This is a genomic window from Microvirga medicaginis (assembly GCF_052658925.1).
Map to the genome: position 1 here is coordinate 115,213 of NZ_JBQWEL010000001.1, position 23,575 is coordinate 138,787.

The 23,575-nt window shown below is 58.9% G+C and carries 19 protein-coding genes; 7 read left to right on the plus strand and 12 right to left on the minus strand.

Annotated elements, in window-relative coordinates; genetic code table 11:
• Positions 1–125 precede the first annotated feature (125 nt).
• Positions 126–1,658 carry an ABC transporter substrate-binding protein gene (locus ACUXUR_RS00595; RefSeq protein ID WP_445500349.1) on the minus strand — a complete coding sequence of 511 codons (1,533 nt, stop codon included), beginning with the start codon at positions 1,656–1,658 and terminating at the stop codon, positions 126–128.
• Positions 1,659–1,830: 172 nt separating this feature from the next.
• Between ACUXUR_RS00595 and ACUXUR_RS00600 the strand changes: the two genes are divergently transcribed.
• Positions 1,831–2,793: a LysR family transcriptional regulator gene (locus tag ACUXUR_RS00600; protein WP_445500350.1), complete on the plus strand. Its 963-nt coding sequence runs from the start codon at positions 1,831–1,833 to the stop codon at positions 2,791–2,793.
• Between the two features lie 55 nt (positions 2,794–2,848).
• Here ACUXUR_RS00600 and ACUXUR_RS00605 read toward each other — a convergent pair whose 3' ends face one another.
• The 3 genes from ACUXUR_RS00605 to ACUXUR_RS00615 form a co-directional block, all read right to left on the minus strand.
• Complete coding sequence (locus ACUXUR_RS00605; protein ID WP_445500351.1) at positions 2,849–3,205, minus strand: hypothetical protein; 357 nt, start codon at positions 3,203–3,205, stop codon at positions 2,849–2,851.
• A 178-nt stretch (positions 3,206–3,383) separates the two neighbouring features.
• The gene (locus ACUXUR_RS00610; protein WP_445500352.1) at positions 3,384–5,894 is read right to left on the minus strand and encodes a hybrid sensor histidine kinase/response regulator; all 2,511 of its coding nucleotides are present in this window, start codon (positions 5,892–5,894) and stop codon (positions 3,384–3,386) included.
• A complete protein-coding gene (locus ACUXUR_RS00615) occupies positions 5,891–8,062 on the minus strand; it encodes a putative bifunctional diguanylate cyclase/phosphodiesterase (RefSeq protein WP_445500353.1) in 2,172 nt (723 codons plus the stop codon). Before ACUXUR_RS00615 ends, ACUXUR_RS00610 begins: the two co-directional genes overlap by 4 nt.
• A gap of 516 nt (positions 8,063–8,578) precedes the next feature.
• On the opposite strand from ACUXUR_RS00615, the gene ACUXUR_RS00620 reads away from it, so the two are divergent.
• On the plus strand, positions 8,579–9,550 hold the full coding sequence (locus ACUXUR_RS00620) for a crotonase/enoyl-CoA hydratase family protein (RefSeq protein WP_445500354.1): 972 nt from the start codon (positions 8,579–8,581) through the stop codon (positions 9,548–9,550).
• A gap of 153 nt (positions 9,551–9,703) precedes the next feature.
• Here ACUXUR_RS00620 and ACUXUR_RS00625 read toward each other — a convergent pair whose 3' ends face one another.
• The 6 genes from ACUXUR_RS00625 to ACUXUR_RS00650 form a co-directional block, all read right to left on the minus strand.
• The gene (locus ACUXUR_RS00625) at positions 9,704–10,696 is read right to left on the minus strand and encodes a bile acid:sodium symporter family protein (RefSeq protein WP_445500355.1); all 993 of its coding nucleotides are present in this window, start codon (positions 10,694–10,696) and stop codon (positions 9,704–9,706) included.
• Between the two features lie 31 nt (positions 10,697–10,727).
• Entirely contained in the window at positions 10,728–12,116 is a 1,389-nt protein-coding gene (locus ACUXUR_RS00630; protein ID WP_445500356.1) for an NAD(P)H-dependent oxidoreductase, read from the minus strand.
• Positions 12,117–12,204: 88 nt separating this feature from the next.
• Positions 12,205–13,470 carry a 3-oxo-tetronate kinase gene (gene otnK, locus ACUXUR_RS00635; protein ID WP_445500357.1) on the minus strand — a complete coding sequence of 422 codons (1,266 nt, stop codon included), beginning with the start codon at positions 13,468–13,470 and terminating at the stop codon, positions 12,205–12,207.
• Positions 13,467–14,279 (minus strand): hydroxypyruvate isomerase family protein, encoded by an 813-nt coding sequence (locus ACUXUR_RS00640; RefSeq protein ID WP_445500359.1) that lies wholly within the window; start codon positions 14,277–14,279, stop codon positions 13,467–13,469. The genes otnK and ACUXUR_RS00640 overlap by 4 nt, the downstream gene beginning before the upstream one ends.
• A gap of 3 nt (positions 14,280–14,282) precedes the next feature.
• On the minus strand, positions 14,283–14,996 hold the full coding sequence (gene otnC / locus ACUXUR_RS00645; RefSeq protein WP_445500360.1) for a 3-oxo-tetronate 4-phosphate decarboxylase: 714 nt from the start codon (positions 14,994–14,996) through the stop codon (positions 14,283–14,285).
• A gap of 59 nt (positions 14,997–15,055) precedes the next feature.
• Positions 15,056–15,757, minus strand: a complete 702-nt coding sequence (locus ACUXUR_RS00650; RefSeq protein WP_445500361.1) for a GntR family transcriptional regulator — start codon at positions 15,755–15,757, stop codon at positions 15,056–15,058.
• A 207-nt stretch (positions 15,758–15,964) separates the two neighbouring features.
• On the opposite strand from ACUXUR_RS00650, the gene ACUXUR_RS00655 reads away from it, so the two are divergent.
• From ACUXUR_RS00655 to ACUXUR_RS00675, 5 genes are all read left to right on the plus strand, one after another.
• The gene (locus tag ACUXUR_RS00655; RefSeq protein ID WP_445500854.1) at positions 15,965–16,987 is read left to right on the plus strand and encodes a 4-hydroxythreonine-4-phosphate dehydrogenase PdxA; all 1,023 of its coding nucleotides are present in this window, start codon (positions 15,965–15,967) and stop codon (positions 16,985–16,987) included.
• A 58-nt stretch (positions 16,988–17,045) separates the two neighbouring features.
• Positions 17,046–18,041, plus strand: a complete 996-nt coding sequence (locus ACUXUR_RS00660) for a Bug family tripartite tricarboxylate transporter substrate binding protein (protein WP_445500855.1) — start codon at positions 17,046–17,048, stop codon at positions 18,039–18,041.
• Positions 18,042–18,117: 76 nt separating this feature from the next.
• Complete coding sequence (locus ACUXUR_RS00665) at positions 18,118–18,597, plus strand: tripartite tricarboxylate transporter TctB family protein (protein WP_445500362.1); 480 nt, start codon at positions 18,118–18,120, stop codon at positions 18,595–18,597.
• 25 nt (positions 18,598–18,622) lie between these two features.
• The gene (locus ACUXUR_RS00670; protein ID WP_445500363.1) at positions 18,623–20,137 is read left to right on the plus strand and encodes a tripartite tricarboxylate transporter permease; all 1,515 of its coding nucleotides are present in this window, start codon (positions 18,623–18,625) and stop codon (positions 20,135–20,137) included.
• Between the two features lie 21 nt (positions 20,138–20,158).
• Positions 20,159–21,085 carry an NAD(P)-dependent oxidoreductase gene (locus ACUXUR_RS00675; protein WP_445500364.1) on the plus strand — a complete coding sequence of 309 codons (927 nt, stop codon included), beginning with the start codon at positions 20,159–20,161 and terminating at the stop codon, positions 21,083–21,085.
• A gap of 70 nt (positions 21,086–21,155) precedes the next feature.
• Here ACUXUR_RS00675 and ACUXUR_RS00680 read toward each other — a convergent pair whose 3' ends face one another.
• Positions 21,156–21,389, minus strand: coding sequence for a hypothetical protein (locus tag ACUXUR_RS00680; protein WP_445500365.1), 234 nt, complete (start codon positions 21,387–21,389; stop codon positions 21,156–21,158).
• A 59-nt stretch (positions 21,390–21,448) separates the two neighbouring features.
• Complete coding sequence (locus ACUXUR_RS00685) at positions 21,449–23,533, minus strand: methyl-accepting chemotaxis protein (RefSeq protein WP_445500366.1); 2,085 nt, start codon at positions 23,531–23,533, stop codon at positions 21,449–21,451.
• Positions 23,534–23,575 lie beyond the last annotated feature (42 nt).

The window sequence follows — 23,575 nt, forward strand, 5'->3', positions numbered from 1 at the left end:
CTTCGGAGCGGATTCGCGCAGGCGCGCATTGCGCGTTTCGACGCGGCAGGGACACTCGCCTGGAGGCAGAAAAGATGTTCCGTATGAAACGGCCCATGGCGGGCCGTTTCATGAGAGTCGGTCGCTTACTTCCAGGACATTTCCCAGAAACGCGGCATCTCGTCGGGGTAGGCCTTGAACGACAGATCCGAGGAGGCGACGTAATAGACCGGCAGCGAGTACAGAGGCACCGCGTAAGCCTTGTCGGCAATGAGCTTCAGGGCTTCCCGGTAGGAGGTCTTGCGGACCTGCGGGTCGACCGAAGTGTCTCCTTTGGTCAGCAGATCGCGCACCTGCGGATCCTTCGTGATATCCTCTGAGCGGAACCCGAAATAGTTCGATGTTGCGGCAGAGACGTCGTTCACGGAGAATGAGCCCCAGGTCTGGTGCGTCAGCATGGCCTTGCCACCGGCGATGATCTCACGCATCGCTGCATATTGCAGGAACCGGAGATTGGTCTTGATTCCGACAGCCTGGAGATAACCGATCAGCGCTTCCGTCTGGTTGCGCTCGCGATAGGCCACGATGTCGAGTTCAAGTCCGTTGGGATAGCCTGCTTCGGCGAGAAGCTGCTTGGCCTTGGCTGGGTCATAGGCATAGCGCGGGGCCCCCTCATCGGTGCATCCGAACTGTGACGGGAAGCAGATGGTGTTGAGAACACGCGAGCCCGCGCCGACGATGGACTTCACCATGCCTTCACGGTCGATGGCATGGATGATGGCCTTGCGCACCCGCTCGTCCTTGAGAGCCGGAGCCGGCGTCCCTTCGAGGGTGTTCATCTGCATGAACACGATGCGCATGGTCTCGCCGGAGACCACCTGGAGGGTCGGAACAGCCTCAAGCTGCTCGGCCTGGTCCTTCGGCACATGCATAATGAAATCGACGCCACCGGAGATGGCCTCTGCCATCTGCGTCTGGCGATCCGGAATGAAACGGATGTCGATCTTCGCAATCTTCGGCTGCGGCTTCGGCGAATCCTTAAAGTAGTCGTTATTCTTCTCGAGCGTGATCGACTTGCCCGGTACATAGTTCGTCACTTTGTAAGGGCCTGAACCAACCGGCTTATCATTCTGCCCCTTCGGGCCGACCTTCTCGTAGTACTCGTTCGGATGAATCACTACCGGTCCAGCGAGATATTCGATGGCAGCCGGGAAGACCTGCTTGGTCGTGATGCGAACCTTATACTTGTCCAGCTTCTCGGCCTTCTCGATCCAGCTGACGTTAGCCTGAGTGACAACCTTGTTCTCGGGCTTGGAAATGAAGTTCATCGTGTAGACGACATCGTCCGCATCGAACTCCTCGCCATTGTGGAACTTGACGCCCTGGCGCAGATCGAACTCGATCGTGCGATCATCAATCTGGCGCCAAGCCGTCGCGAGTTGGCCCTTGTATTCGTTGGTGTTGGGATCCCGGTACACGAGCGTATCCCAAACGTGCTGACCGATGATGACACCAATGCGCACGTTGTTGAAGAATGGGTCGACGCTCTCCGGGGCCTGATCATAGGCGAACCGGATGGTGTTGTCGGACTTGCCTGCGAAGGCAACGCTCCCGAACACGCTGGTCAACAGCGCCGTAGAGGCAAGGCATAAAGTGGCAGCCTTTCGAAGAAGGATCATTGTCGGTCCTCTGGTGCTACGATTGTTGTTTTGTTTCAAATTCGTCCGAGCAGAATTCCGAATTGAGCGATCTCTGCGCTGGAAGCATTCCAAATCTGCCAACACTTTCCCCTTGCTTCCATAAGAATGATTCGAAAGGATCATTGCCGGTACGGCAATGGAGGGTGTCCGGATGAACCAATCGGCCTTGCGCTACTTTCTGGAAGTGGCGCGAACGGGCTCAGTGAACGCGGCGGCAGATCGGTTGCGGGTCGCGGCTTCAGCCGTCAGCCGGCAAGTCGCGAAGCTTGAGGATGAGCTGGGGACTTCCCTGTTCGAGCGGCATTCGCGTGGAATGCTCCTCACCCAAGCTGGGCGGCTGCTGGCATCCTATGCCCAACGAACTGCTCTTGAGAGCGACCAGATCGTCAATGAAATCCGGGAGCTCAGCAGCGCAGGCCGTGGTTTGATCCGGCTCGGGATTACCGAGGGGCTCGCTGTCAGCTTCATTCCGGAGATGATCCATGCCTTCCGGCTCGACAGGCCGCACCTCCTTTTCAATATCAAGGTTTTCCCGCCCGCTGGCGTGGTCAAGGCCGTTCAGGAGGGAGAGGTGGATGTCGGTGTTACATTTTCCGTGAAACCGGAAGGAGGAGTGAAGATTCAGTGGCAGCAGGCGATGCCGTCCTATGCCATTGCAAGCACGAGCCATCCTCTGATCGGGCGGGGGAGGGTGGAGATATCCGAACTGCTCAAATATCCGGTCGCCATTCTCGATGATGCAGCGACGATCAGACAGGTGCTCGACATGTATTGCGCCAGCAAAGGTGTTTCGCTCGAGCCCATTGCGACCTCAACGAACATCGCAAGTCTTCTGACCCTCTGCCGGCTCGGTGCAGCCGTGACCTTTTCAGCCTACATCTCCGTCCGAATGGCGGTGAGAGACGGACACGTCGCCATTGTTCCCTTCAACGAGGCCAGATTCCTTGAACGAAATCTTCAAATCCAAACCATGCTCGATCGAACCCTGACCCAAACAATCACCGATTTCATCAACTTCCTTGTGACCGAACTCGAGAAGCCTGAGGCGATCTATTCAATCACGCCCGAAGGAGCGGGCGATGCACAAAACTCTAGCGAGCCGTCAGGCGCTTAGAATATTTCAGACAATGTCAGGATACGTGCGGATACCGGCGAAAACCGTCGATGAATCAGGTGCGTCTCAAGAACTCCAGTTCGGGCGGAAGCTCGAATTCCTGTCGAGCGGGTCTCATTGCCTTGATATAGGGTTTCTGCTTCCGTGGTGTCTCATTCGCGATCCAGGCGAGTTCACCAGCAAGTGTTTCAAGCGTGCATCCAGCTTCGATATGAAGCATCGCCTCATCCAGCCATTGGGCATGCTGGGCAGCAGAGAACTGCGATAGGTAGCGCAGATCCCTTTCATGAAAGGCGACCTCCAGGTGCCCGCCGCCCCGGTCGCTGATCTGGATCATAATTCCATCGAGCAGCCGTTCTTCGATGACGTATCCATCCATTTGGGCGGCGGTTACAGCACCGGTTCCTGTCATCAACCTCTTCATGCCACAACCTTTCTGACAAGCAGATGATCAATCGTGCGGGACGTCTAAGGCTCAGATGACTATAGGCGCACCGCTCACGGGCGGCACGGAGGTTTTTAGAACATCGTTAACCGTGAGAACACGAGGCAGATCTTGCGGGAGGTGACATTGGGGAACCGCGCCAAGCTCAGCGCGCCCTCACACCGAACCTGTCATTCGCAGATGTGGCAAAGCCGGCATGCTTTGTTTCTTGTTCCGCAGCCGTGAGCTGCTCTTTCAGCAGCCCCCGGGTGAGTGCGAGTGCTCGCGTCAGACGCTCGAGTTGCTCTACTCCGTTCTTTGCAAGCTCCTCGTTGGTGATCTTTCTCCAGCTGACGCAAATGTCATGCACGATCCTCGCTCCGACATTCGCGGACGCGCTCTGCAGACCGTGAGCCTCAAGGCGGAACCTGTGCGAGTCGCCCGCCGCCGCGGCATTCCGCAACTCGTCAACGAGATGATCCGCGTCTGAAAAGAACTCCTCCACGAGGCTGAGAACGAAATCCCTTCCGCCCAAATGCTCCAGCTCCACGAGCAGGGTTTCATCTATCACGGAGGAGGGGGCGTTCAGTGAGGCGACAGAGGCTGGTCTGGTTTCGGCAGGCGCTTGAGCGGGACGGGAGGCAACGTGCTCCTCGATCGCCTTGAGAAGCGTCGCGGGTTGCACGGGCTTGGTCAGGCAGGCATCCATCCCTGCCGCGAGCGTCTGAGCAACGACGTCCGGCGTCACGTCGGCCGTCAGGGCGATGATGGGAGTGCGGGTGCCCTGCGGTTCCATAAACCTGAACAGCTCCGCAGCCTCTATGCCGGTCATCACGGGCATGTTGATGTCCAGGATCACCAGGTCGAACGACTCCACCTCCAGCGCGTTGAGAGCCTCCTCTCCGTTCGCGACACATCGGGTGGTATGTCCGCCGCGCTCCAGAATCTTCGATATCACTAGCCGGTTCGTCGAATTATCGTCGGCCACAAGGATCGAGAGAGGACGCGATGCGATAGGAAGCTCGATCCTGCTCGGCTCGCTCCACATCGCCTGAGCCCAGGAAGCTTGCGCGGCCGCTGCAACCGAGGCGGTTCTTGCCTCATCCTGCGTGAAATCAATCGGCAGCACGCTGCTCGACACGCGCATCAGCTCCGATGTCGCAAAGCTCCGGGACGTATCCGGTCGAATCAGAACCGGAGCGACAGGAAGGTCGGCTCTCTCGATCTCTGCGACCAGGAGGTCCTCCGGCAGATCGATGTAGTAAAAGGGAATGACCTGTGCATTGCCGGTCTGCCGGCCCCATTCTTTCGCGTCGGACAAGGTTCGCGCGACAGGAAGATCGCCACGATCGCTGAGGCGAGGCGCGATAACCTTCGCGAGGCTTGAATCGGAACAAATCAGAAGCGGCTCGAACAGATGGGGCTGCAGTCGGTCGGTTCCCTCCTGATCCGAGGCTTCCATCGGGAGGGTGAACCAGAAGGAACTGCCGTGACCCTCTCGGCTATCGACCCCGATCCTGCCGCCCATGGCTTCTATCAGCTGTCGGCAGATCGAGAGGCCCAGCCCGGTTCCTCCAAAACGATTGATGATGGTTTCATCGGCCTGAGTGAAGCTCTCGAAGATCTTGCCTATGGCATGAGGGGCAATGCCGATCCCCGTATCGGATACGATGAAGCGAACGATGGTTTGATTGTTCTCGATCACGGGATGGGCTGCGAGCGTGACGTATCCCTTCTCCGTGAACTTGACGGCGTTACCGAGAAGGTTGAGCAGAATCTCCTCGAGGTGGTGCTTCGGCCCATGAATCTGCAGGGGCACCTGCGGAGCGATATGGATCGTCAGCCGAAGCCCTTTTTGTTGAGCCTGCGCCAGGACCAAAGCGCGAGTGGTAGACAGGACTTCCGGCAGGTCGAAATCGATCAGATCGATCGGCATCTTTCCCGATTCGATGCGGGACAAATTCAAGATGCCATTGATCTGCCTGAGCAGAGTTTCTCCGGCAGATCCAATCGTCCGAATGATGCCGCGCTGCTCGGCGTCGAGGTTCGTTTCCGTCATGAGGCCAGAGAGACCGATGATCGCGTTCAGCGGAGTTCTTAACTCGTGACTGACGCTGGCAAGAAACAATGTCTTTGCCCGGTTGGCCGCCTCCGCCTGGGCCTTGGCATTGGAGAGCTTGCGGATCAGCGTGCTGGCATAGAGGGGAAGGACGACAAGGCTCAGAAACAGGCTTGCTGAACGATAGATATCATTGTGCCACGTTGGTGTCGTGTAGATCACCATTGCGAAGCATATGACCGAGACGACCATCGCTACATACAGAAAGCGAACGCCGAAGCGGAATCCGTTTCCGAACGTGATCCATAGATAGAGCAGGAAAAGAACGGACGATGTTTCGCCAACGTAGTGAAGTTGAATGGAGGCGGTGACGAGATCGCTAACGATGGCGATGATTCGTCGAATCGTAGACTGCTGAGGTCTGAGGAAAATGTGGACGACGATTCCAACCGAAATGAATGCGAAGATGGTTGCGCTGATCAGCGCCTCGCGCGGGACGGAAGGGTTGATCCAGAACGTATAGGCCGCGATCAGACTCAAAAAGATGAGCCTGTTGAGGCTCATCTCGTGCTCACGATCAGGACTGTTCTTCAGGCGCGATAGAATATGAGCTATCACGAGCTCTGGACCTTCTTGGGCGCAATGTTCTGCTTCGGCACCAGATATCGAGGACTTTCCTTGAGCAGGATCTCGAAGGAATGGGACGGTAGCGGACGACTGAACAGATAGCCCTGGGCCTCGTCGCAAGAATGATTGAGCAGGCATGCGAGTTGGGAATTGGATTCGACGCCCTCAGCGACGACTTTCAGCTCAAGGCTTTTGGCCAGGGAGATGATCGTCTGAACAATGGCTTCATCGCGGCTTCCAGCCAGGAGGCTCGACACGAATGACCGATCGATCTTCAAGGTGTCGACAGCGAAGTTCTTCAGATAGCTGAGGGAGGAGAAGCCCACTCCGAAATCGTCGATCGCGACTCTCACACCGAGCCTCTTGAGGTTCTGGAGGATCTGCCTGGTTCGTTCGACGTCCTTGAGAAGGCTGCCCTCGGTGAGTTCAAGTTCGAGGTACTCGGGATTCATCCCGGTTGCCTCAAGAGCATCGTCGACAAGCTGGACGATATCCTGGCGCAGAAACTGCACCGGGGACAGGTTGACCGAGATCCGGAGCGGGCCATATCCAAGGTTCTGCCATGCCGCCGCCTGTGCACAGGCCTTCTTGAGAACCCAGGCGCCGATCTCGTTGATCAGTCCCGTTTCTTCCGCAATATCGATGAAGACATTGGGAGAGGTGAGGCCGAATTCAGGCCTGATCCATCGCAGGAGCGCCTCTGCCCCTGCAATCGATCCCGTCTCCAAATCGATCTGGGGCTGGTAATGAAGTTCAAACTGTTCTTGCGTAATCGCCTTGCGGAGGTCGGCTTCCAGGCTGATGTTGTTCCTTGAGATGCTGTCCATATCGGGCGAGTAGAAGCGCAACGTATTCCTTCCCTCGGCCTTTGCCTGATACATTGCCAGATCCGCGTATCGGAGGAGTTTCTCGACGCTCTGGCTGTCGCGCGGCGCCACCGTGATTCCGATTGTGCAACCTATTCTGATCTCGCTCTCTTCGAGGAGGAATGGCGCAGAAAAGGAGTCGATGATCTTCCGTGCCAGATCTTCCGCATCGTCGGGAGATTTGATGGACGCCTGAACGACGACGAACTCGTCGCCCGACATTCTCGCGACGAGGTCGGTGCTTGAAACAGTTCCAAGGAGCCGACTTGTCACTAGCTGAAGCATACGGTCACCCCCAGCGTGGCCGAGGGTATCATTGACTGCCTTGAACCGGTCGAGGTCGATCAGAAGGATCGCAAACCGAGCATGTTCGCTGGAGAGCTTCTGCTGAATCCAATTGTAAAGCATTCTCCTGTTGGGAAGATCGGTCAACGTGTCGTGCAGCGCAATATGCCGCAAGGTGCTTTCGGCCTGCTTTCGCTCGGTTATGTCGATCGATGTCGTCAGGACGCTTGTCTCGGCCCCTGCAAACGCGCGCATTGACGTCTTGGTCGTCAGGAATGCCCGCTCAGTTCCGGATATGTCGGTGATGCTCTCCTCGAAGCTCACGTGCGTACGCTGTCCGTTGACAATGGATTCGTGAACCTGATGGCCGAATTCCGGCTTGTTGGTCTGCAGGATGTCGGTCAGCTGTTTTCCCGTGAGAGCTTCCGGTGTGGAGTTGACGAAGTCGGCAAAGTGGGCGTTCACGAAGACGATGCGACAGTCCTTGTCGGTTGCGCTGACCATCGCCGGCACCGTGTCAATCACTTGGGCTAGCGCCTCCCGGCTGCTGCGGACCAGTTCCTCCTGAGAACGTTCACTGATGCGGAGCTGCTGTTCGAGAGCCTGAGCGCGACCTTTGATCTGCTGCTGCTGGCGCTGGAGCTTGAGGAGATTGCGTGCGCGGGTGACGAACTCATAATGATCAACGGGGGAGCGAAGGAAATCTGTGGCTCCCGCCTCCAAGGCACTAAGCCGGAAGGCTCTGTCGTCATAGGCAGTTATGACGATGATCGGCACATCGATCCCATTGGCGTTGCCCCTGACATGCCTGGTGAATTCCGCCCCGTCCATGCCCGGCATTCGGAAGTCGGTAATGATCAGATCAGGGCATTGGCCTTCGAGCCATCCGAGAGCCTCCACGGGCGAGGCAAAGGCATGCACGACTGCATTGTCTTCGATCGTCTGAGCCAGACGGGAATAGATGTTGCGGTTCGTGCTCTTGTCATCGAGGATCAGAATAACTGCCATTTATTAACCCCCCAGCATCCTCCGCATATCGGCTTGATCGGTCCTTTGGAGACATTGAGCTTGCTCAATGATCAACTTAAGCGTTTGACCGATTGCGTCACTGTCGTTCCGCGAGTCGTACGGTATCTTGTCTGTTCGCTGGCTAGCGCCGCTGATTTGAGTTACTCAATTTCAATAAAGCCATATGACGTTCACATTGAACACCTAATTCATACCGCAATGACGTAGGTGCTGGATGCTGTGTCGTTTCGGATTTTTGCGAAATTGGTTAACTCAATATTTTGTTTAATTACAGTGAAACTTGTATCCAGTAGCTCATTACGGCGCTTATGGTTGTCGACACTGGTAAGATCCGGAAGTCGTTAACCAATTCCTACGACAAATCTCCCGAAGTACTACCCACGACGCCTTTAAAGGATCATTATCCTTAAGGAAGGGTTGCTCCGGTCGGGGCGAGCCGCTTGGCCGCGAGATGAAACTCGTTGTGCTGATGAATTCTCTATGATGGAGAGCAGAATGATATCCCCGTTGGTCAAAGCCATTGACCGTCCCTATTCTGACGTTCAATCCGCCGACAATCGGGAGATATCAACTCCAGCCGCTCCGCCGCCAAAATCAGCCCCCGAGCCGGCACAGCCCGGTTCGACCAACCTTCTGCTGCCGTACATCGACGTCAAGCTCGACTTTGATCAGAAGATCTATTGGGCGGCCATGCGCCCGAGCCAGCATCCCATGATCACAATGGAACTCCTGCGTGACATGATGTGCGTGCAGGAATCCGTGCGTGCGATCATGGAGGAGGGCAACCGCGAGCAACGTCAGCATCTGGAATACTTCGTCGCCGCATCCCAGACCCCAGGCGTCTACAATTTCGGTGGAAACTTAGCTTACTTTGCTGATTGCATCCGGCGCAGGGATCATGAGGGGCTAAGGGAGTACGCCTATGCCTGCATCGACGTGGTTTATGGTAACTCCATGGCGTTTCATACGCCTCTGATCACGATTTCACTGGTGCAAGGTGACGCGCTGGGCGGCGGGTTCGAATGCGCGCTCTCTTTCGACGTTCTGGTCGCAGAGAAGAGTGCGAAGATGGGTCTGCCGGAGGTACTATTCAATCTGTTCCCTGGAATGGGAGCATACAGCTTCCTGTCCCGAAAGATCGGTATGGCGGCTGCCGAGAAGCTCATCATGAGCGGCACGGTCTATACCGCTGAGGAGCTGCATAGCCTCGGCGTTGTCGACGTCCTTGCTGAGGACGGCCAGGGGGAGAATGCGGTCAGGGACTATATTGCCCGCAACAGGCGCAGGCATAACGCGCACAGGGCTATCTACCGCTCGAAGAGGCGAATTGATCCCGTGAAGTATGAAGAGCTGCGGGATATCGTCGATATCTGGCTTGATGCAGCCATGAATTTGGGCGAGCAAGACCTGCGCAAGATGATGCGGCTTGTCGCAGCGCAAGAGCGCCGATTGGATGGCCGGGAATAGTGATAGCTTCGTGGCGCTGTTCAGATGTTCTTAGTCCCGTTCATAGGGGACAGCCAATTCAGCTGATGGCATGTCTCGGAAGCAGCGTGCTGGTCTGCTTGTCGGGCAGAAGCAGATGCTCAGGAAGAGCAGGGGGGACGTCCGAGTCCGACCCTAAGCGGACGTGTTGGGCCAGTGGGAGACAGGATTAACACGTCCTGCATACCAGCGCGCCAGAATGGCACAGACGATCAGTTGTATCTGATGGAATAGCATAACCGGCAGAATGATCGCGCCGACCATTGCGGCCGGAAAGAGAATGCTCGCGATAGGAACACCGCTGCCGAGACTTTTCTTGGATCCGCAGAACACGATGGCGATTTCGTCTCGACGGGAAAAACCTAGCAGTCGGCTTGCACCTGTCATGATTGCAAGAACGAGGGCGAGAAGGACACAGCTGAGAAGCAAAAGAACAATCAGATCTCGCGGGCTCAGCTGGTGCCATAACCCGTTCACGGCGGCCGCGCCAAAGGCATAATACACGACGAGCAAGATGGCTCCGCGATCCACGAGGCCGGTGAGTTTCCATTGCCGTTCGACCCATTCTCCGATCCAGGGGCGCGCAAGGTGCCCTGCAACGAATGGAACGAGGATCTGAACGACGACCGAGACAATGGAACTCAATGGGATGGAGCCCTCCGTATGCATGAAAAGGCTCATGAGCAGAGGCGTCAGGAACACTCCCAGCATGTTCGATGCAGAGGCGCTGCATATGGCAGCCGCGACGTTGCCATTGGCAAGTGACGTGAACGTGATCGAGGATTGGATCGTGGACGGCAGGAGGCACAGATAGAGAACACCCAAAGCGATTCCGGGTGCCAAGGCCAATTCCAGGCCTCGGCTCAATACCAGGCCGAGAATAGGGAACAGAATGAAGGTGGCGGCGAACACTGTCAGATGGAGGCGCCAGTGAACGGCACCTTCAATGATCGTATTCCGCGAAAGGCGGGCTCCCTGCAAGAAAAACAAAATCGCGATCGAGAATGAGATGATGATCTTGAGGAGTGGGATCGCTGCCCCGGCCGCAGGAAGAGCCGTCCCTGCAGCCGCGGTGGCAAGCAGTGCGATGGTGAAATGATCGGGGCGCAGGTTGGAGAGAAATCGCATCAAACTTGTGCTCTGATACTATTGGCCGGAATCAGCTTCCAAAGAAGCGTTCATCCTGGTTGCGGCGCAGCGAGAGGAGGGGCGAGTCACCAAGCCGCTCCAACTGTCCCATGCGGATCTCGTCTCCTTTGCGAATGGAGGTCACAAGTCGACAATCCGCAGCGAGATAGAAGGGGGCGGGTGCTTCGTCGGTCAGCGGCCCGGCGGGCCTGAATTCGGCAGTGACGCCGGGGATCGTGTGGTGGTGTCCCCCCATGGTCAGCAGTGTTCCCGCAGGAAGGTCTTCCGTTGCAACGGCGATCAGGTCGTAGCGCGGCTGGTAGTCGCCGCCGTAACCGGAGACGCGATGAACGGCGGCGTCGAGAATGCTGGTCGCGGCCTCAAGACCCAGGAGATGACGGGGCAGATACGCCATCGCGGTTTCTCCGGTCCGGCTGACGATATGCCCCTTCTGGGCAAGCATGTCCCAGCTCCTGGCATCGTTGCAGCGGATCACCACGAAGACGCCGCCTGCGAAGCTGACCTCATCGGGCTTGCGCAGGCAGTGGAACACATCGAGACGCCGCGCGCCTGCGAGAATTCCGCCTGATTGCCGCTCCGAAAAAATCGTCGGCACTTCGTTGATTCTGGCGAGCGGGGCATGAAGATCCAGGCGGTCAGGCTGCAGGCCGGTGGCGTTCGCGACGACCAGGAGTTCGCACAGGTCCGGAACGGCTCGCTGCGGAAAATCTGCAATGGCAGCATGCCGGGCGCTCAGGATGTCGCTGACGGCGTGCCTCTCCAGATCCCAATACGGGGTGAGATTGATGTCTCCCGCGACACGCCCGTTGCTGCTCACCTGTCGCAGGGAGGGGTCGAACACGAAGTCATACTCGCTCGATTTTCCTGCGGCGACGATATCGAAACCCATCACCTCGGCCCAAGTGGCAAGACCGATGAGCAGGCTCGGCTGGTCGCCGTCTACGGTCGTGACGATTTTGCCCTGGTCCGCCGCAAGCGCCTTGAGCCCCGGTCCAACCACGCTATCGAGCTCCTTCGTCACGAGCGCAAGATGCTTTCCGGTCTCAATGGCGATGAGGGCGTGACGGGCAGCGGCGATGGGCTGTCCGGTTGCCTCGACGACAATATCGACAGGAAGCTCGGCCACCACAGCGAGATCGCTCGCTGCAATGTAGCCTCCCCGGTCCCAGGCGGCCTTTGCCTCGCTTGGCGACGTGCAGACTTGGATGTTGCGTGGCTCGACACCTGCTGCTCTCAGACCCGATGCGGCGCTCTCAGCCGTCAGATCGACAGCGATCCGTGCGTTCATCAGCGGAACGTGCTGGGCCTGAGCAAGGAAACTCTGTCCGAACCCGCCGGTGCCGACGACGCAGGTCTCCACGGGCCGGTCGGCCTTCGAATAGTAGGTATGATAATTCATGGCGTGTCCCCTATGCCCGAGGCGCACAGTGCCATCGGTGTTGTTCTATCGGGTGTGGCAGCTTGAAAAGGCTTCTCGACGGAAGGCTTCAGCGAAGCATCGACCAAGCCTTCAGGAAGAAGTCAGGAGCTCCGAAATTGCCGGACTTGAGCGCCAGCGCGAGGTCGGCGCCCGCAAGAGAGCGCGTCCACGGAACGCCCGGATCGATCTCGGGACCGATCGTGAGCGCGTCGACGGAGAGAGCCTTGACGACGGCCCCCGATGTCTCGCCGCCAGCGACAATCAGGCGTGTGAAACCGAGCCCTGGAAGAGCGGAAGCGATCTGCGCAAGAGTCGTCTCGACGATCTCACCCGCGTTCATGCGACCAAGTTTGCGTTGGACGTCCTGCACATCGTCCGGCGAGGCCGTGGAGTAGATCAGGACGGGTCCGTTGGTAGGCTGGGCGGCCAGCCATGCGAGAGCCGTTTGCGACGTGACCTCGCCCGATGCGAGGGCCATCGGATCGAGACGCAGGGCCGGTATTCCGCGCTCGATGGCAATCTCGACCTGTCGTCTCGTCGCGCTCGAGCACGAACCCGCCAGGATGATTTCACGCCCGGCAGGAGCATCGAAGCCGTCGGAGTGTTGTGAGGAAGCAGGAGCGTTCTTCCCCCGATACGCTGCGGGAAGGCCCATGGCGACGCCCGAACCACCGGTGATAAGAGGCAGGTCTGCTGCTGCGAGGCCGATCGCTCGCAGGTGGCCGTCGGTCAGTGCGTCGACGATGACGATCTGATGTCCCGCGGCTTTCTCCCGCTCGAAGGCCGAGCGGATGGCATCCGGACCAGCCTCGACGTCCTCGAAGGCCACGAGACCGACCGAAAGCTTGGTCTGCCGTTGAAGAACCCGCACGAGATTGGAGTCCCGCATCGGCGTCAGCGGATGGTCCTTCATGCTGCTCTCGTGCAGCGGCACGCCGTTGACGAACAGGTGACCCTTGTAGACCGTGCGGCCGTTGGCCGGGAAAGCAGGGCAGGCGAGGGTGAAGTCGCTCTCTGTAAAGGCGAGAAGAGCCTCGGCCACCGGCCCGATATTACCCTCATCCGTAGAGTCGAAGGTGGAGCAGTATTTGAAGAACAGATTGCGTGCGCCGGCTTTCCCCAGGGCTTCGGCTGCTGCCTGGGACTGCTCGATCGCTTCCTGCGCAGCAATGGTCCTGGACTTGAGGGCCACGACGACGGCATCCGCCTGCGACAGATCGAGGTCGGGGCCGGGAACGCCAATCGTCTGGACCGTCCGGAGACCCTCACGGGCCAGCATGAGGGCAAGATCCGTTGCCCCGGTCAGATCATCCGCAATACATCCGAGCTTCATGGCTTTGTTCCAATCCGATTGAAGGTGGCGTGATCATCCGACCAGGCTGCAAGCCAGCCCAAACCATCCTCTGTTCTCCCTCGCGGCTTGTACTCCGCACCGATCCAACCCGCGTATCCGAGGTTGTCGAGCGTTCGGCATATGTCGGGGTAGTTGATTTCGCCTTCGTCCGGTTCTGCGCGGCTCGGCACCGCTGCGATCTGCACGTGTCCGATGAGTTCGAGATATGTCCTCAGCCGCTGCGTCAGATCGCCCTGCATGATCTGCGTGTGATAGCAGTCGAACATGATTCTGACATTGCCGCGGCCGACCTGCTCGATGATCGATGCGGCCTGCTCGACGTGGTGAAGGAAATAACCCGGCTTATCCCGATGATTGATAGGCTCGATCAGGATGTCCACTCCAGCTTGTGCCGCCTTGTCGGCTGCGGCACGCAGATTGCCGATAAAGGTGCGCTCGGCAGCGGCGAACTCGTCTGCGGGGGCAATTCCGGCCATACAGTGAACGGCGGAGGCGCCGATCGCGGATCCGTAAGAAAGCGCCTGATCTACAGCGTGTTGAAATTCGATTTCTCGACCCGGCAGGGCTCCCAGACCGAAATCGCCTGCGGCGGCATTCCCGACGGGCGTGTTCAATCCCAGCATCGTTACCTGGCCTCGTGCGAGAGCTGCGCGCATTTCCGAGGCCGGCACCTGATAAGGCCAATGCATCTCCACGGCTTTAAAGCCCGCGGCGGCGGCGGCAGCAATTCGCTCTGTCTCAGGGAGGTTGGAAAACAGAAAGCCGAGATTGGCCGAGAAACGAGGCATTGGTCATTCACCCGTGTGAGAGCAGTCATGGGGATCGGAACAGGAGGCGTGATCGTGAGCGTCCTCGGCAATGGCCTCATCCAGCTTGAAATGCGTGACGAGATCCCTGATCTGCGCGCGCGTCAGCAGACGAGGGTTCAAGCCGTGCAGAAGAAGGCGGAGCTTCGCGGTTTCCTCCAACTCTTCCGTTGCATAGACGGCGGCTTCCAGATCCTTGCCGGCCACGACTGGGCCGTGATTGGCGAGAAGGACAGCGCTGTAGCGTCCTGCAAGCCCGCGAATAGCATCCGCAACGGCGGGATCACCCGGGCGGTAGTAGGGCACGAGCGCGGTTCGCCCGACACGCATCACATAATAGGCGGTCATCGGCGGAAGGGCATTGGCGGGATCCACGTCCGGGAGCATCGAGACCGCAACCGAGTGGGTCGAGTGCAGATGGACGATCGCTCCGGCATCCCGACGGGTCGAATAGAGAGCCGTATGCAGCGGCAGTTCCTTGGTGGGCGTATCTCCCGAAACGAGACGGCCATTCACATCCAGGCGACTCAGCCGGGCGGGATCGAGAAAACCGAGGGAGCTGTTGGTTGGCGTCGTCAGCCAGCCTCCGTCACTCAGTCGAACCGAGATGTTGCCGGATGATCCTGCCGTGAGGCCGCGCTCGAACAGGGAACGACCAAATCGGCAAATCGACTCACGAAGGTGGCTCTCATCACTCACGGCGGGACCTTTGGAGATACTTGGAGAAGTGCGGATCGATCAGCGGAGCGCCGTCGCTCTCAGATGGCGTGTCGCACGCGCTCCCAGGTTCTTTCCATGTGGATGGTCAGTGCCTTGGACAGGCGGTCAGCATCCCGCGCCTCCAGGGCGCTGATGATCTCTTCGTGGTCGGCCACGGCAGCCGCCCATTTTTCCGGACCCTCGTTGCCGATGTATCGGATTCGTCTCAGGCGAGCCTGCAGAATGCCGTGTACATAGGCCAGCACCTCGTTCTTGGAGAGGCGGAGGATGGCCGAGTGAATGCTCTGGTTGAGCTTGAAGTAGGGCAGGCGATCCCGCTTCTCGTACAAGTCGACCATGCGGTCGTGCAACGCGCGCACTTCCCGGATCTCGTCGTTCGATGCGTGCTCGCAGGCAAGGCGCCCCGCCAATCCCTCAAGGTCGGCGAGAACGACGAGGCTGTCGTGAACGTCCTTGGCGGTGAACTGCCGGACTACCGCCCCTCGGCCCGGAGACAGCTCAACCAATCCCTCACTGGCGAGAAACTTAAGGGCCTCTCGCAGAGGCGTTCGTGACACGCCAAGCGTCTTGCCAAGATTGCCCTCATGAATCCGGCTCCCGGCGGGAAGTTCGCCTTCGATGATCATGTCGCGCACACGTGTCACGATGGCGTCATGCAGACTCGGGCGGGCGATAGGGCCGCGCCCGTCGAGTTCCTCGACCAGCTGGCCTGATGTTCCGATTGTCGCTGTCTCATCCATTTTGAGCTGTCCATTCGCCCGGAGGTCCAACTCCCTACCCACATCTCTATAGACTTAGTACTGATTGTTCGCAAACAAAATTCTGTATGCAGCATGCTTGCGTGCTGAATTATGCGCTGTTACTGTCCTTGCGTAATCAAGGAAGAGGTTGCCGTGAGCGCTTATTCGTCCCCGACAGAGACAGTCAGACCAACGATTGCCTTCGCCATGGGAGATCCGGCAGGGATCAGCCCGGAACTGACTGCCAAGCTCGTTGCAGCTGATGAATTCCGCCACGGCGCGAACCTAGTGCTCTTCGGGGATCTCCGAATCCTGGAGCGGGGCGCCAAGATCGGGGGCGTCGGTATCGATGTGGATGTGGTGTCCTCAGAAGGGGAGATTCCGGAGAATCCCTCAAAGCCTGTTTTCATCGATTTGAAGAATCTCAGCCTGGATCAGGTCACTCCTGCCACTGCGACCCTCGAAGGCGGTCTGTTCGCGACCGAGAATTTCAGGCGGGCGCTGCTGCTGGCCCGGTCTGGACGTGCCGATGCCGTGTTCTTCACGCCCTTCAACAAGAAGGCCATGCGCCTCGCATACGAAGGTTATGACGACGAGATCCGCTTCGTGCGTGACGTGCTCAAGACATCCATGGCGGCAAGCGAGTTCAATGTGCTGGGCAAGCTATGGAATGCCCGCGTCACGTCGCATATTCCTCTGTCGCAAGTGGCCTCGGCCATCTCCGAGCAGTCGATTCTGAGATCGCTGACGCTGGCGGATCAATGCATGCGCGCGGCCGGCTTCAATCCGCCGCGCATTGCCGTGGCAGGTCTCAACCCGCATGCGGGCGATGGTGGCAACTTCGGCCGTGAGGAAATCGAGGTGATCGAGCCGGCGGTCCGCAAGGCGATTGCTCAAGGTTTCGCCGTAGATGGTCCATTCCCGTCGGATACGGTTTTCCTGCGGGCCAAGAACGGTGATTTCGATGCGGTTCTGACCATGTATCACGACCAGGGGCAGATCGCCATGAAGCTGATGGGCTTCGATCGCGGCGTCACGCTCATTGGCGGTTTCCCATTCCCCATCTGCACTCCCGCTCACGGAACAGCATACGAAATCGCTGGGCGGGGCATCGCAAATCTTGGTGCAAGCAACGCTGCGCTCTCCCTGGCGATCCAAATGGGCGCCGAAGTGCGTGCGCGCCGAGCCAATGAGGCCGATACAGGATACGCGAAGGCCGTGAATTCCTGACAAATCCAGTTCCAAAGCCGACGCCATCGGTTGGAAAAACCCATAGGGAGGAAGAATGATGATCAAGAAGACGTCATGGTTGATTGCAAGTGCCATCGCAGTCACATTCGGCGGAATGGCCCATGCTGATTGGAAGCCGACAAAGCCAGTGGAGTTCGTCGTCACGTCGGGCCCCGGAGGCGGCACGGACAACTTCGCTCGTGTCGTGCAATCGATCATCTCGAAGCACAACTTGATGGATCAGTCGATCGTCGTCACCAACAAAGGCGGCGGCAGCGGGGCAGAAGGATATATCTATGCGAAGGTTGCTGCTGGTGACCCTCACAAGCTCACCTTCGGCACCAATAATGAATACCTCCTGCCGTATGTCGCGAAGCTCGCATACAAGCCGGATGAGCTGACCCCGATTGCGGCCATGGCCCTTGACGAGTTCCTGCTCTGGGTCAATGCGAACGCCCCATACCAGGATGCCAAGAGCTATATCGAAGCTGTGAAGGCGAAGCCCGAGAGCTTCAAGATGGGCGGCAGCCAGTCAAAAGACACGGATCAAACGCTCACCAGCCTGATCCAGTCTGCGACCGGTGCAAAATTCATCTATGTGCCGTTCCAAGGCGGCGGTGCTGCGGGCGTGCAGCTGGCGGGTGGGCACATCGATTCGAACACCAACAACCCGAATGAAAATGCCGGACAGTGGAAGGCCGGAGCGGTGAAGCCGCTCTGTGTGTTCAGCCCGACGCGCCTGCAGGAGGGCCCCAAGGTCACCGCGACTATGGGCTGGGCCGATATTCCGACGTGTAAGGAGGCCGGCATTCCGATCGACCAGTTCCAGATGCCGCGCACCGTGTGGCTGCCGGCCGGCGTTCCCTCGGAGGCTGTTGCGTATTACGCGGACGTGCTCAAGAAAGTGAGCGAGACGCCGGAGTGGAAAGAGTACATCGAGCGCACCTCTCAGACCAACCGTTTCCTAGCAGGAGAAGAACTGAAGAAGTTCATTGCTTCGGACGACGCCAAGAACCGCAAGGTATTCGAGCAGGAAGGCTGGGTCGTTCGCTGACGGCGGTTATTCCATGGGCCGGTGCAGGTGAGCCTGCATCGGCCAACCTCATGCTGCAGTCATCGGAGCGAACGCCATGATCAATCGTTTTTCGGCTGAAATTGCAACTGCAACACTCACTGCGGGCCTGGGACTTACCGCGGTGATCGGCGCTCTCGAATTCGGCATCGGCTGGGGGGATGCAGGACCCGAGCCGGGCGCATTTCCTTTCTACATCGGCCTCCTCGTCGTCGCAGCAAGTGCCGGTAATTTCATTCAGGCCATCGCCCTTCGACACGGACTGCAATCGGTCTTCCTCGATCGCGAGCAAGCGGTGCGTGTTGCGTCATTCTTCATTCCAATGATTGTTTTCGTGGTGATTGCACGTCTGCTTGGTCTCTATGTGGCCGCGGCTCTCTATCTTACCTTCGTCATGCGTCTGCAGGGGAAGTATCGTCTCATCACGTCGGCCGCTTCGGGTATCGGTGCCGCCGTGCTCTTTTATCTCGTGCTCGAAGTCGGATTCCAGGTGCCCCTGCTGAAGGGACCTCTCGAAGCCGCTCTAGGCCTTTATTAGCCTTCCATCCCGACGGAGACAGGCCGTGGAAAATTTCGCATCACTCCTTCATGGTTTCGGCGTCGCGCTGACGACCTATCATGTCATGCTGATGATGATCGGCGTTCTGCTCGGCATCCTCGTCGGCGTTCTTCCGGGACTCGGAGCGCCGAACGGCGTTTCGCTCCTGCTGCCGCTGACCTTCACGATGGATCCGGTTGCGGCCATCATTCTTCTGACCAGCATGTACTGGGGTGCGCTATTCGGAGGATCGACCACCTCGATCCTCTTCAACATTCCGGGTGAGCCTTCGTCGGTCGCCACGACATTCGATGGTTACCCGATGGCAAGGCAGGGGCAGGCGGCCCAGGCGCTGACTCTCGCATTCCTCTCCGCTGGGTTCGGCGCTCTTGTCGGCGTGATCCTGATCACCGTTCTGTCGAGCTGGGTAGCCAAGTTTGCTCTCCGATTCAGTTCCCCGGAATATTTCGCCGTCTACTTCCTGGCCTTTGCCAGCTTCGTCGGACTTGGGGCTGCGTCCCCCTTTAAGACTGTCGTGTCCATGGGATTGGGCTTTGCCTTCGCCGCAGTGGGCATGGATACGGTATCAGGAGGCTTGCGACTGACTTTCGGATTCAACGAACTTCTGTCGGGCATCAGCTTCCTCATTGCCGTCATTGGCCTCTTCGGTATCGGCGAGCTTATGCTCACTATGGAAGAAGGACTTCAATTCGACGGCATCAAAGCCCGTGTCAGGGCCCGTGATGTCATCAAGACCATTGCCACCTTGCCGCGTTATTGGGTGACCCTTCTGCGGAGCAGCGCCATCGGGTGCTGGATGGGCATCACCCCGGGAGGGCCGACGGCTGCCTCGTTCATGAGCTATGGTCTGGCCAAGCGTCTGTCGCGTCGCCGGGATGCCTTCGGGCAGGGGGAACCCGAGGGCGTCGTGGCTCCGGAAACGGCGGATCATGCGGCGGGCAGCAGCGCCATCCTGCCGATGCTGGCTCTCGGCGTTCCTGGCTCCGCGACGGCCGCCGTGATGATGGGCGGCCTGATGATCTGGGGGCTCAATCCAGGGCCGATGCTGTTCATCGAGCGTCCTGATTTCGTGTGGGGCCTCATCGCCAGCATGTATCTCGGCAACATCGTCGCCGTGCTCATGGTGCTTGCGACAATTCCGCTCTTTGCATCGATCCTGCGGATTCCGTTTGCGATCATCGGCCCGATCATCGTGATCGTGTGCTTCATCGGTGCCTATACCGTCGCGGGACGTCCATTCGATCTGTGGTTGGCGCTGGCCTTCGGTGTGGCGGGCTATCTGTTCAAGAAACTGGATTATCCGATCGCTCCGCTCGTGCTGGCAATGGTGCTTGGCGACAAGGCTGAGGATGCCTTCCGGCAGTCCATGATCATGTCGAAGGGGTCTCTTTCGATCTTCTGGTCGAACGGTCTTGTGGCCACTCTCATGGTCATCGGCCTGGCACTCGCCTTTGGCCCTGCTCTGAGCGCCCTGATCAGCAGGTTGCCACGGCCGAAGACGTCATCGGTGGCGGCGTGAGCGCAATGTTCTGGGGCTCACTTGCCCGTCGGGCGCGCCAGATGGAAGGAGTGTTTGATGACGCCATCTAGTTCTGCTGCCGTGGCCTTCCTCGGCATTGGCCTTATGGGATCGCGCCAGGCCCGGCGGCTGCTCGATGCCGGTTATGACTTGACCGTCTGGAACCGTTCGCGGGAAAAAGCCGAAGCGCTTACCCCTTTAGGTGCCCGCGTCGTGGATACTGCGTCTCAGGCGGTCCAAGATGCCGAGATCGTTGTTCTCATGCTGGAGAATGGCGGCATCGTAACCGACGTGCTGTTCAATCAGGGCGTCACGGAGGCCCTGCGGCCGGGCACCATCCTGGTCGACATGAGCTCTATCAAGCCTGCGGAAGCACAGGATCATGCAAGGCTTCTCGCCGAACGTGGCGTCCACCACATTGATGCGCCGGTTTCCGGTGGTACCGTCGGAGCGGAGCAGGGCACTCTCGCGATCATGGCCGGCGGGGACGCGAAGGCCTTCTCCCGCGTAAAGCCGGTCCTAGAGGTCATGGGTCGTCCTGTTCATGTCGGACCGCACGGGGCGGGCCAGCTGGCGAAGCTCGCCAATCAGATCATCGTTGGTGTCACCATCGGAGCTGTTGCCGAGGCGCTCCTGCTGGCTGAGCGTGGGGGAGCTGATCCGGCCCGAGTTCGCGAAGCTCTCCGGGGTGGCTTCGCCGAGAGCCGTATCTTGGAGCTTCACGGTCAGCGGATGGTCGAGCGTGATTTCGTCACTAAGGGACGCTCAGTTACTCACCTGAAGGATCTCGATAACGCACTCGACGCAGCGGAGCGGCTTTCTCTTCAGGAGGTGCCTTATACGGCGCTCACTGCAGATCTGTTTCGGGGACTCATCGAAAATGCGGGCGATCTCGACCACAGCGGCCTGCTTGTCGAACTTGAGCGCAGGAATGGCAGTCCTGTGTGATAGCAATACAAGCGAAAAGCCGCGTTCTCCCTCCAAATTTGCGATGGATCCGGTTTATACTCAGGTGCACTCAAGATAAGGATCGCTCAACCGTCGCGGCAGTCCACTGAAGCTCCCGGACGGCGTTGAGGATCCCCTGACTTGCCGCAAGCTTCTCGCGGGTATCCAGGTTGGATCCGGCAATGCGCCCTTGGATCTGTCTCAGGTCCTTACTGACCTGCACGAGGCTCTCCAGGATACCCGTTCTGGCATCTTTCTCGTGACAATCGTCGGACGCGAGAACTGGAAGATGGATGTCTGCCATGAAAATCCTTTTGCCCATGTGCGCCGGATTCCATCCAAACGTATGAGACGGAAATAGGCTCAAATCGCCCTGATGTTCGACAGGAAGACCGCCACCTCTTGGCTCAACCCTTCCGAGCTGCGCGCAAGCTCCCGGGCCGCGACGAGAACCTGAGACGCTGCGGCTCCGGTTTCCCCCGCGCCCCGACGGACCTCTGTGATACTCTCCGTGACCTGTTCGGTGCCGCGGGCGGCCTCCTGCACGTTGCGGGCGATCTCGCCCGTCGCGGCACCCTGCTCCTCCATGGCAGAGGCGATGGCGAGCGAGATCTGCGACATTTGTCCGATCGTCCTCACAACCTCCTGGATAGCCGACACAGCCTGCTGCGTTTCCTGTTGCACAGAACTGATTTGGGTCGCGATCTGGTCAGTCGCCCGCGTGGTCTGACCCGCAAGTTCCTTGACTTCGGCGGCGACGACGGTGAATCCGCGCCCGAACTCCCCGGCTCTCGCCGCCTCGATGGTTGCATTGAGGGCGAGCAGGTTCGTTTGTCCGGCGATTTCGTTGATCATCGAGACTACGTTGCCGATCCGATCCGTAGTTTCGGACAATGTCCGTATGATGGTGTTGCTCCGCTCGGCATCCGAGGCGGCCTGCTCGGCAATCCGCGACGACTGGCTGATCTGCACAGCGATTTCGCGGATCGAGATCGACATCTCCTCCGCGGCAGCGGCCACCGTCTGCACGTTGGCCGATGTCTCTTCGGCGGAAGAGGCAACGTGGACGGATTGCCCGGTGGTTTGGTCTGCGATCTGCGTCATGGATTGAGCCGAAGCCTCCATCTCAGTCGCGGCGGACGACAGGGACTGGACCAGCACGCCGACCTTGCTCTCAAATGCCTGTGCGAGCTCGGCCATCCATTGCTTCTTCTCGGCCTCTGCTCTGTGTTTCTGCTCTGCGGTTTCCTGCTCGAGGCGCTCCCGCTCGATGGCGTTCCGTTTGAAAACCTCAACTGCCCGGGCCATGGCCCCAATCTCGTCACCTCGGTCTGTGCCTTCGATCCGAACATCGAGATGGCCGGAGGCGAGATGCCCCATGACATCCGTCAGTGAGGCGACAGGGGTGGCGATCCTGCGGATGATGACCCAGAGCCCGAACGCGGCCACCGCCAGACTAAGGACGAGAACGGCGGCCGCCCATGCAATTTCCCATGTGGCGGCGTCAAAGCTTTCGTTCGCTGCATGATTGGCGGCGGCTCCAAGTTCCGTTGTGAGAGCGCGCACCGTGTTGATGGCAGCCGTTGCCTGGCTGACCCACTCATCCGCCGTCATCGGATACGTGCCAATTTCAGCAGCCTTCAGGATGCTTTCTCGAGTCTTCTGAAAGGAGACGATATAGGTCTCGCCAGCCATCCTGATGGCATTGGCCAAGGCAGGCGAGAGGTCATCACGCTGGGAGAGAGGCTGGATCCCTGCCCAGTCGGCTTCAACACGCCCTCGTTGGCGCGCCACGACCCGCAGAGCCTCCCCATTGACCGGCCCGCCTGTTCCGATCCACCCAGCCAAGGCAGCGCGATCACGGCCGGCATACTCCGCCATGTCGCTTGCAAGCGCCCTGATCTGAACGAGCTTCTCGACTGTTGTATCAGATGGTGGGGATAGGGTTTCGAGCGATGTCCCCACGGCCCGCACGCTATCAATGAGACCCGTGATCGATGGCACGAAGTCCCGTGCGGGTTCCTTGGGGCGGCCCAACATCCTCTGTGCTAGTGCCCCGTCCAGGATTTTCCTAAATGACTTGAACGCTTCGTATTGCCGCTCGGCCAGCGCCAGCATTTCTTGGGTTGCGACGGCGACAGGCAATTCGGCCAAGCCCTTGACGGCGTCCGCGTAAGCATCATCCGCTTTGGCTCTCTGGGTATTGATGGCCTGCTGCTGTGTGGGACTGATCGGCTGGAGCGAGCCCAGCGCGTTGACGGTTAGACCTCTCTCGAGAGCGAGATCTCCGGCGGCATCCAACAGACGCTCCTCAACGTGGTTGACCAGAAGAAAAGTCGCCGCGTCCTGCCGCTTTTGCCAGGCCCCATAAGTCCTCATTCCAGCCGTGGTCAAAGCAAGCGCCGCCACCGACACCAGGATCGTTGGCAGCAAGGTTTTGATTTTCAAGGAGAGCCCCCATCTCTGTCCATTCGTTACGGCAACGCTTGC

Bases quoted from the DNA above. Each gene is read 5' to 3' on its own strand.
- ACUXUR_RS00625 (WP_445500355.1), bottom strand. From the start codon at position 10,696: ATGCGATTTCTCTCCAACCTGCGCCCCGATCATTTCACCATCGCACTG.
- ACUXUR_RS00680 (WP_445500365.1), bottom strand. From the start codon at position 21,389: ATGGCAGACATCCATCTTCCAGTTCTCGCGTCCGACGATTGTCACGAG.
- otnK (WP_445500357.1), bottom strand. From the start codon at position 13,470: ATGAAGCTCGGATGTATTGCGGATGATCTGACCGGGGCAACGGATCTT.
- ACUXUR_RS00630 (WP_445500356.1), bottom strand. From the start codon at position 12,116: ATGAATTATCATACCTACTATTCGAAGGCCGACCGGCCCGTGGAGACC.
- ACUXUR_RS00650 (WP_445500361.1), bottom strand. From the start codon at position 15,757: ATGGATGAGACAGCGACAATCGGAACATCAGGCCAGCTGGTCGAGGAA.
- ACUXUR_RS00640 (WP_445500359.1), bottom strand. From the start codon at position 14,279: ATGCCTCGTTTCTCGGCCAATCTCGGCTTTCTGTTTTCCAACCTCCCT.
- ACUXUR_RS00620 (WP_445500354.1), top strand. From the start codon at position 8,579: ATGATATCCCCGTTGGTCAAAGCCATTGACCGTCCCTATTCTGACGTT.
- ACUXUR_RS00605 (WP_445500351.1), bottom strand. From the start codon at position 3,205: ATGACAGGAACCGGTGCTGTAACCGCCGCCCAAATGGATGGATACGTC.
- ACUXUR_RS00600 (WP_445500350.1), top strand. From the start codon at position 1,831: ATGAACCAATCGGCCTTGCGCTACTTTCTGGAAGTGGCGCGAACGGGC.
- ACUXUR_RS00665 (WP_445500362.1), top strand. From the start codon at position 18,118: ATGATCAATCGTTTTTCGGCTGAAATTGCAACTGCAACACTCACTGCG.
- ACUXUR_RS00595 (WP_445500349.1), bottom strand. From the start codon at position 1,658: ATGATCCTTCTTCGAAAGGCTGCCACTTTATGCCTTGCCTCTACGGCG.
- ACUXUR_RS00660 (WP_445500855.1), top strand. From the start codon at position 17,046: ATGATCAAGAAGACGTCATGGTTGATTGCAAGTGCCATCGCAGTCACA.
- ACUXUR_RS00655 (WP_445500854.1), top strand. From the start codon at position 15,965: ATGGGAGATCCGGCAGGGATCAGCCCGGAACTGACTGCCAAGCTCGTT.
- ACUXUR_RS00615 (WP_445500353.1), bottom strand. From the start codon at position 8,062: ATGGCAGTTATTCTGATCCTCGATGACAAGAGCACGAACCGCAACATC.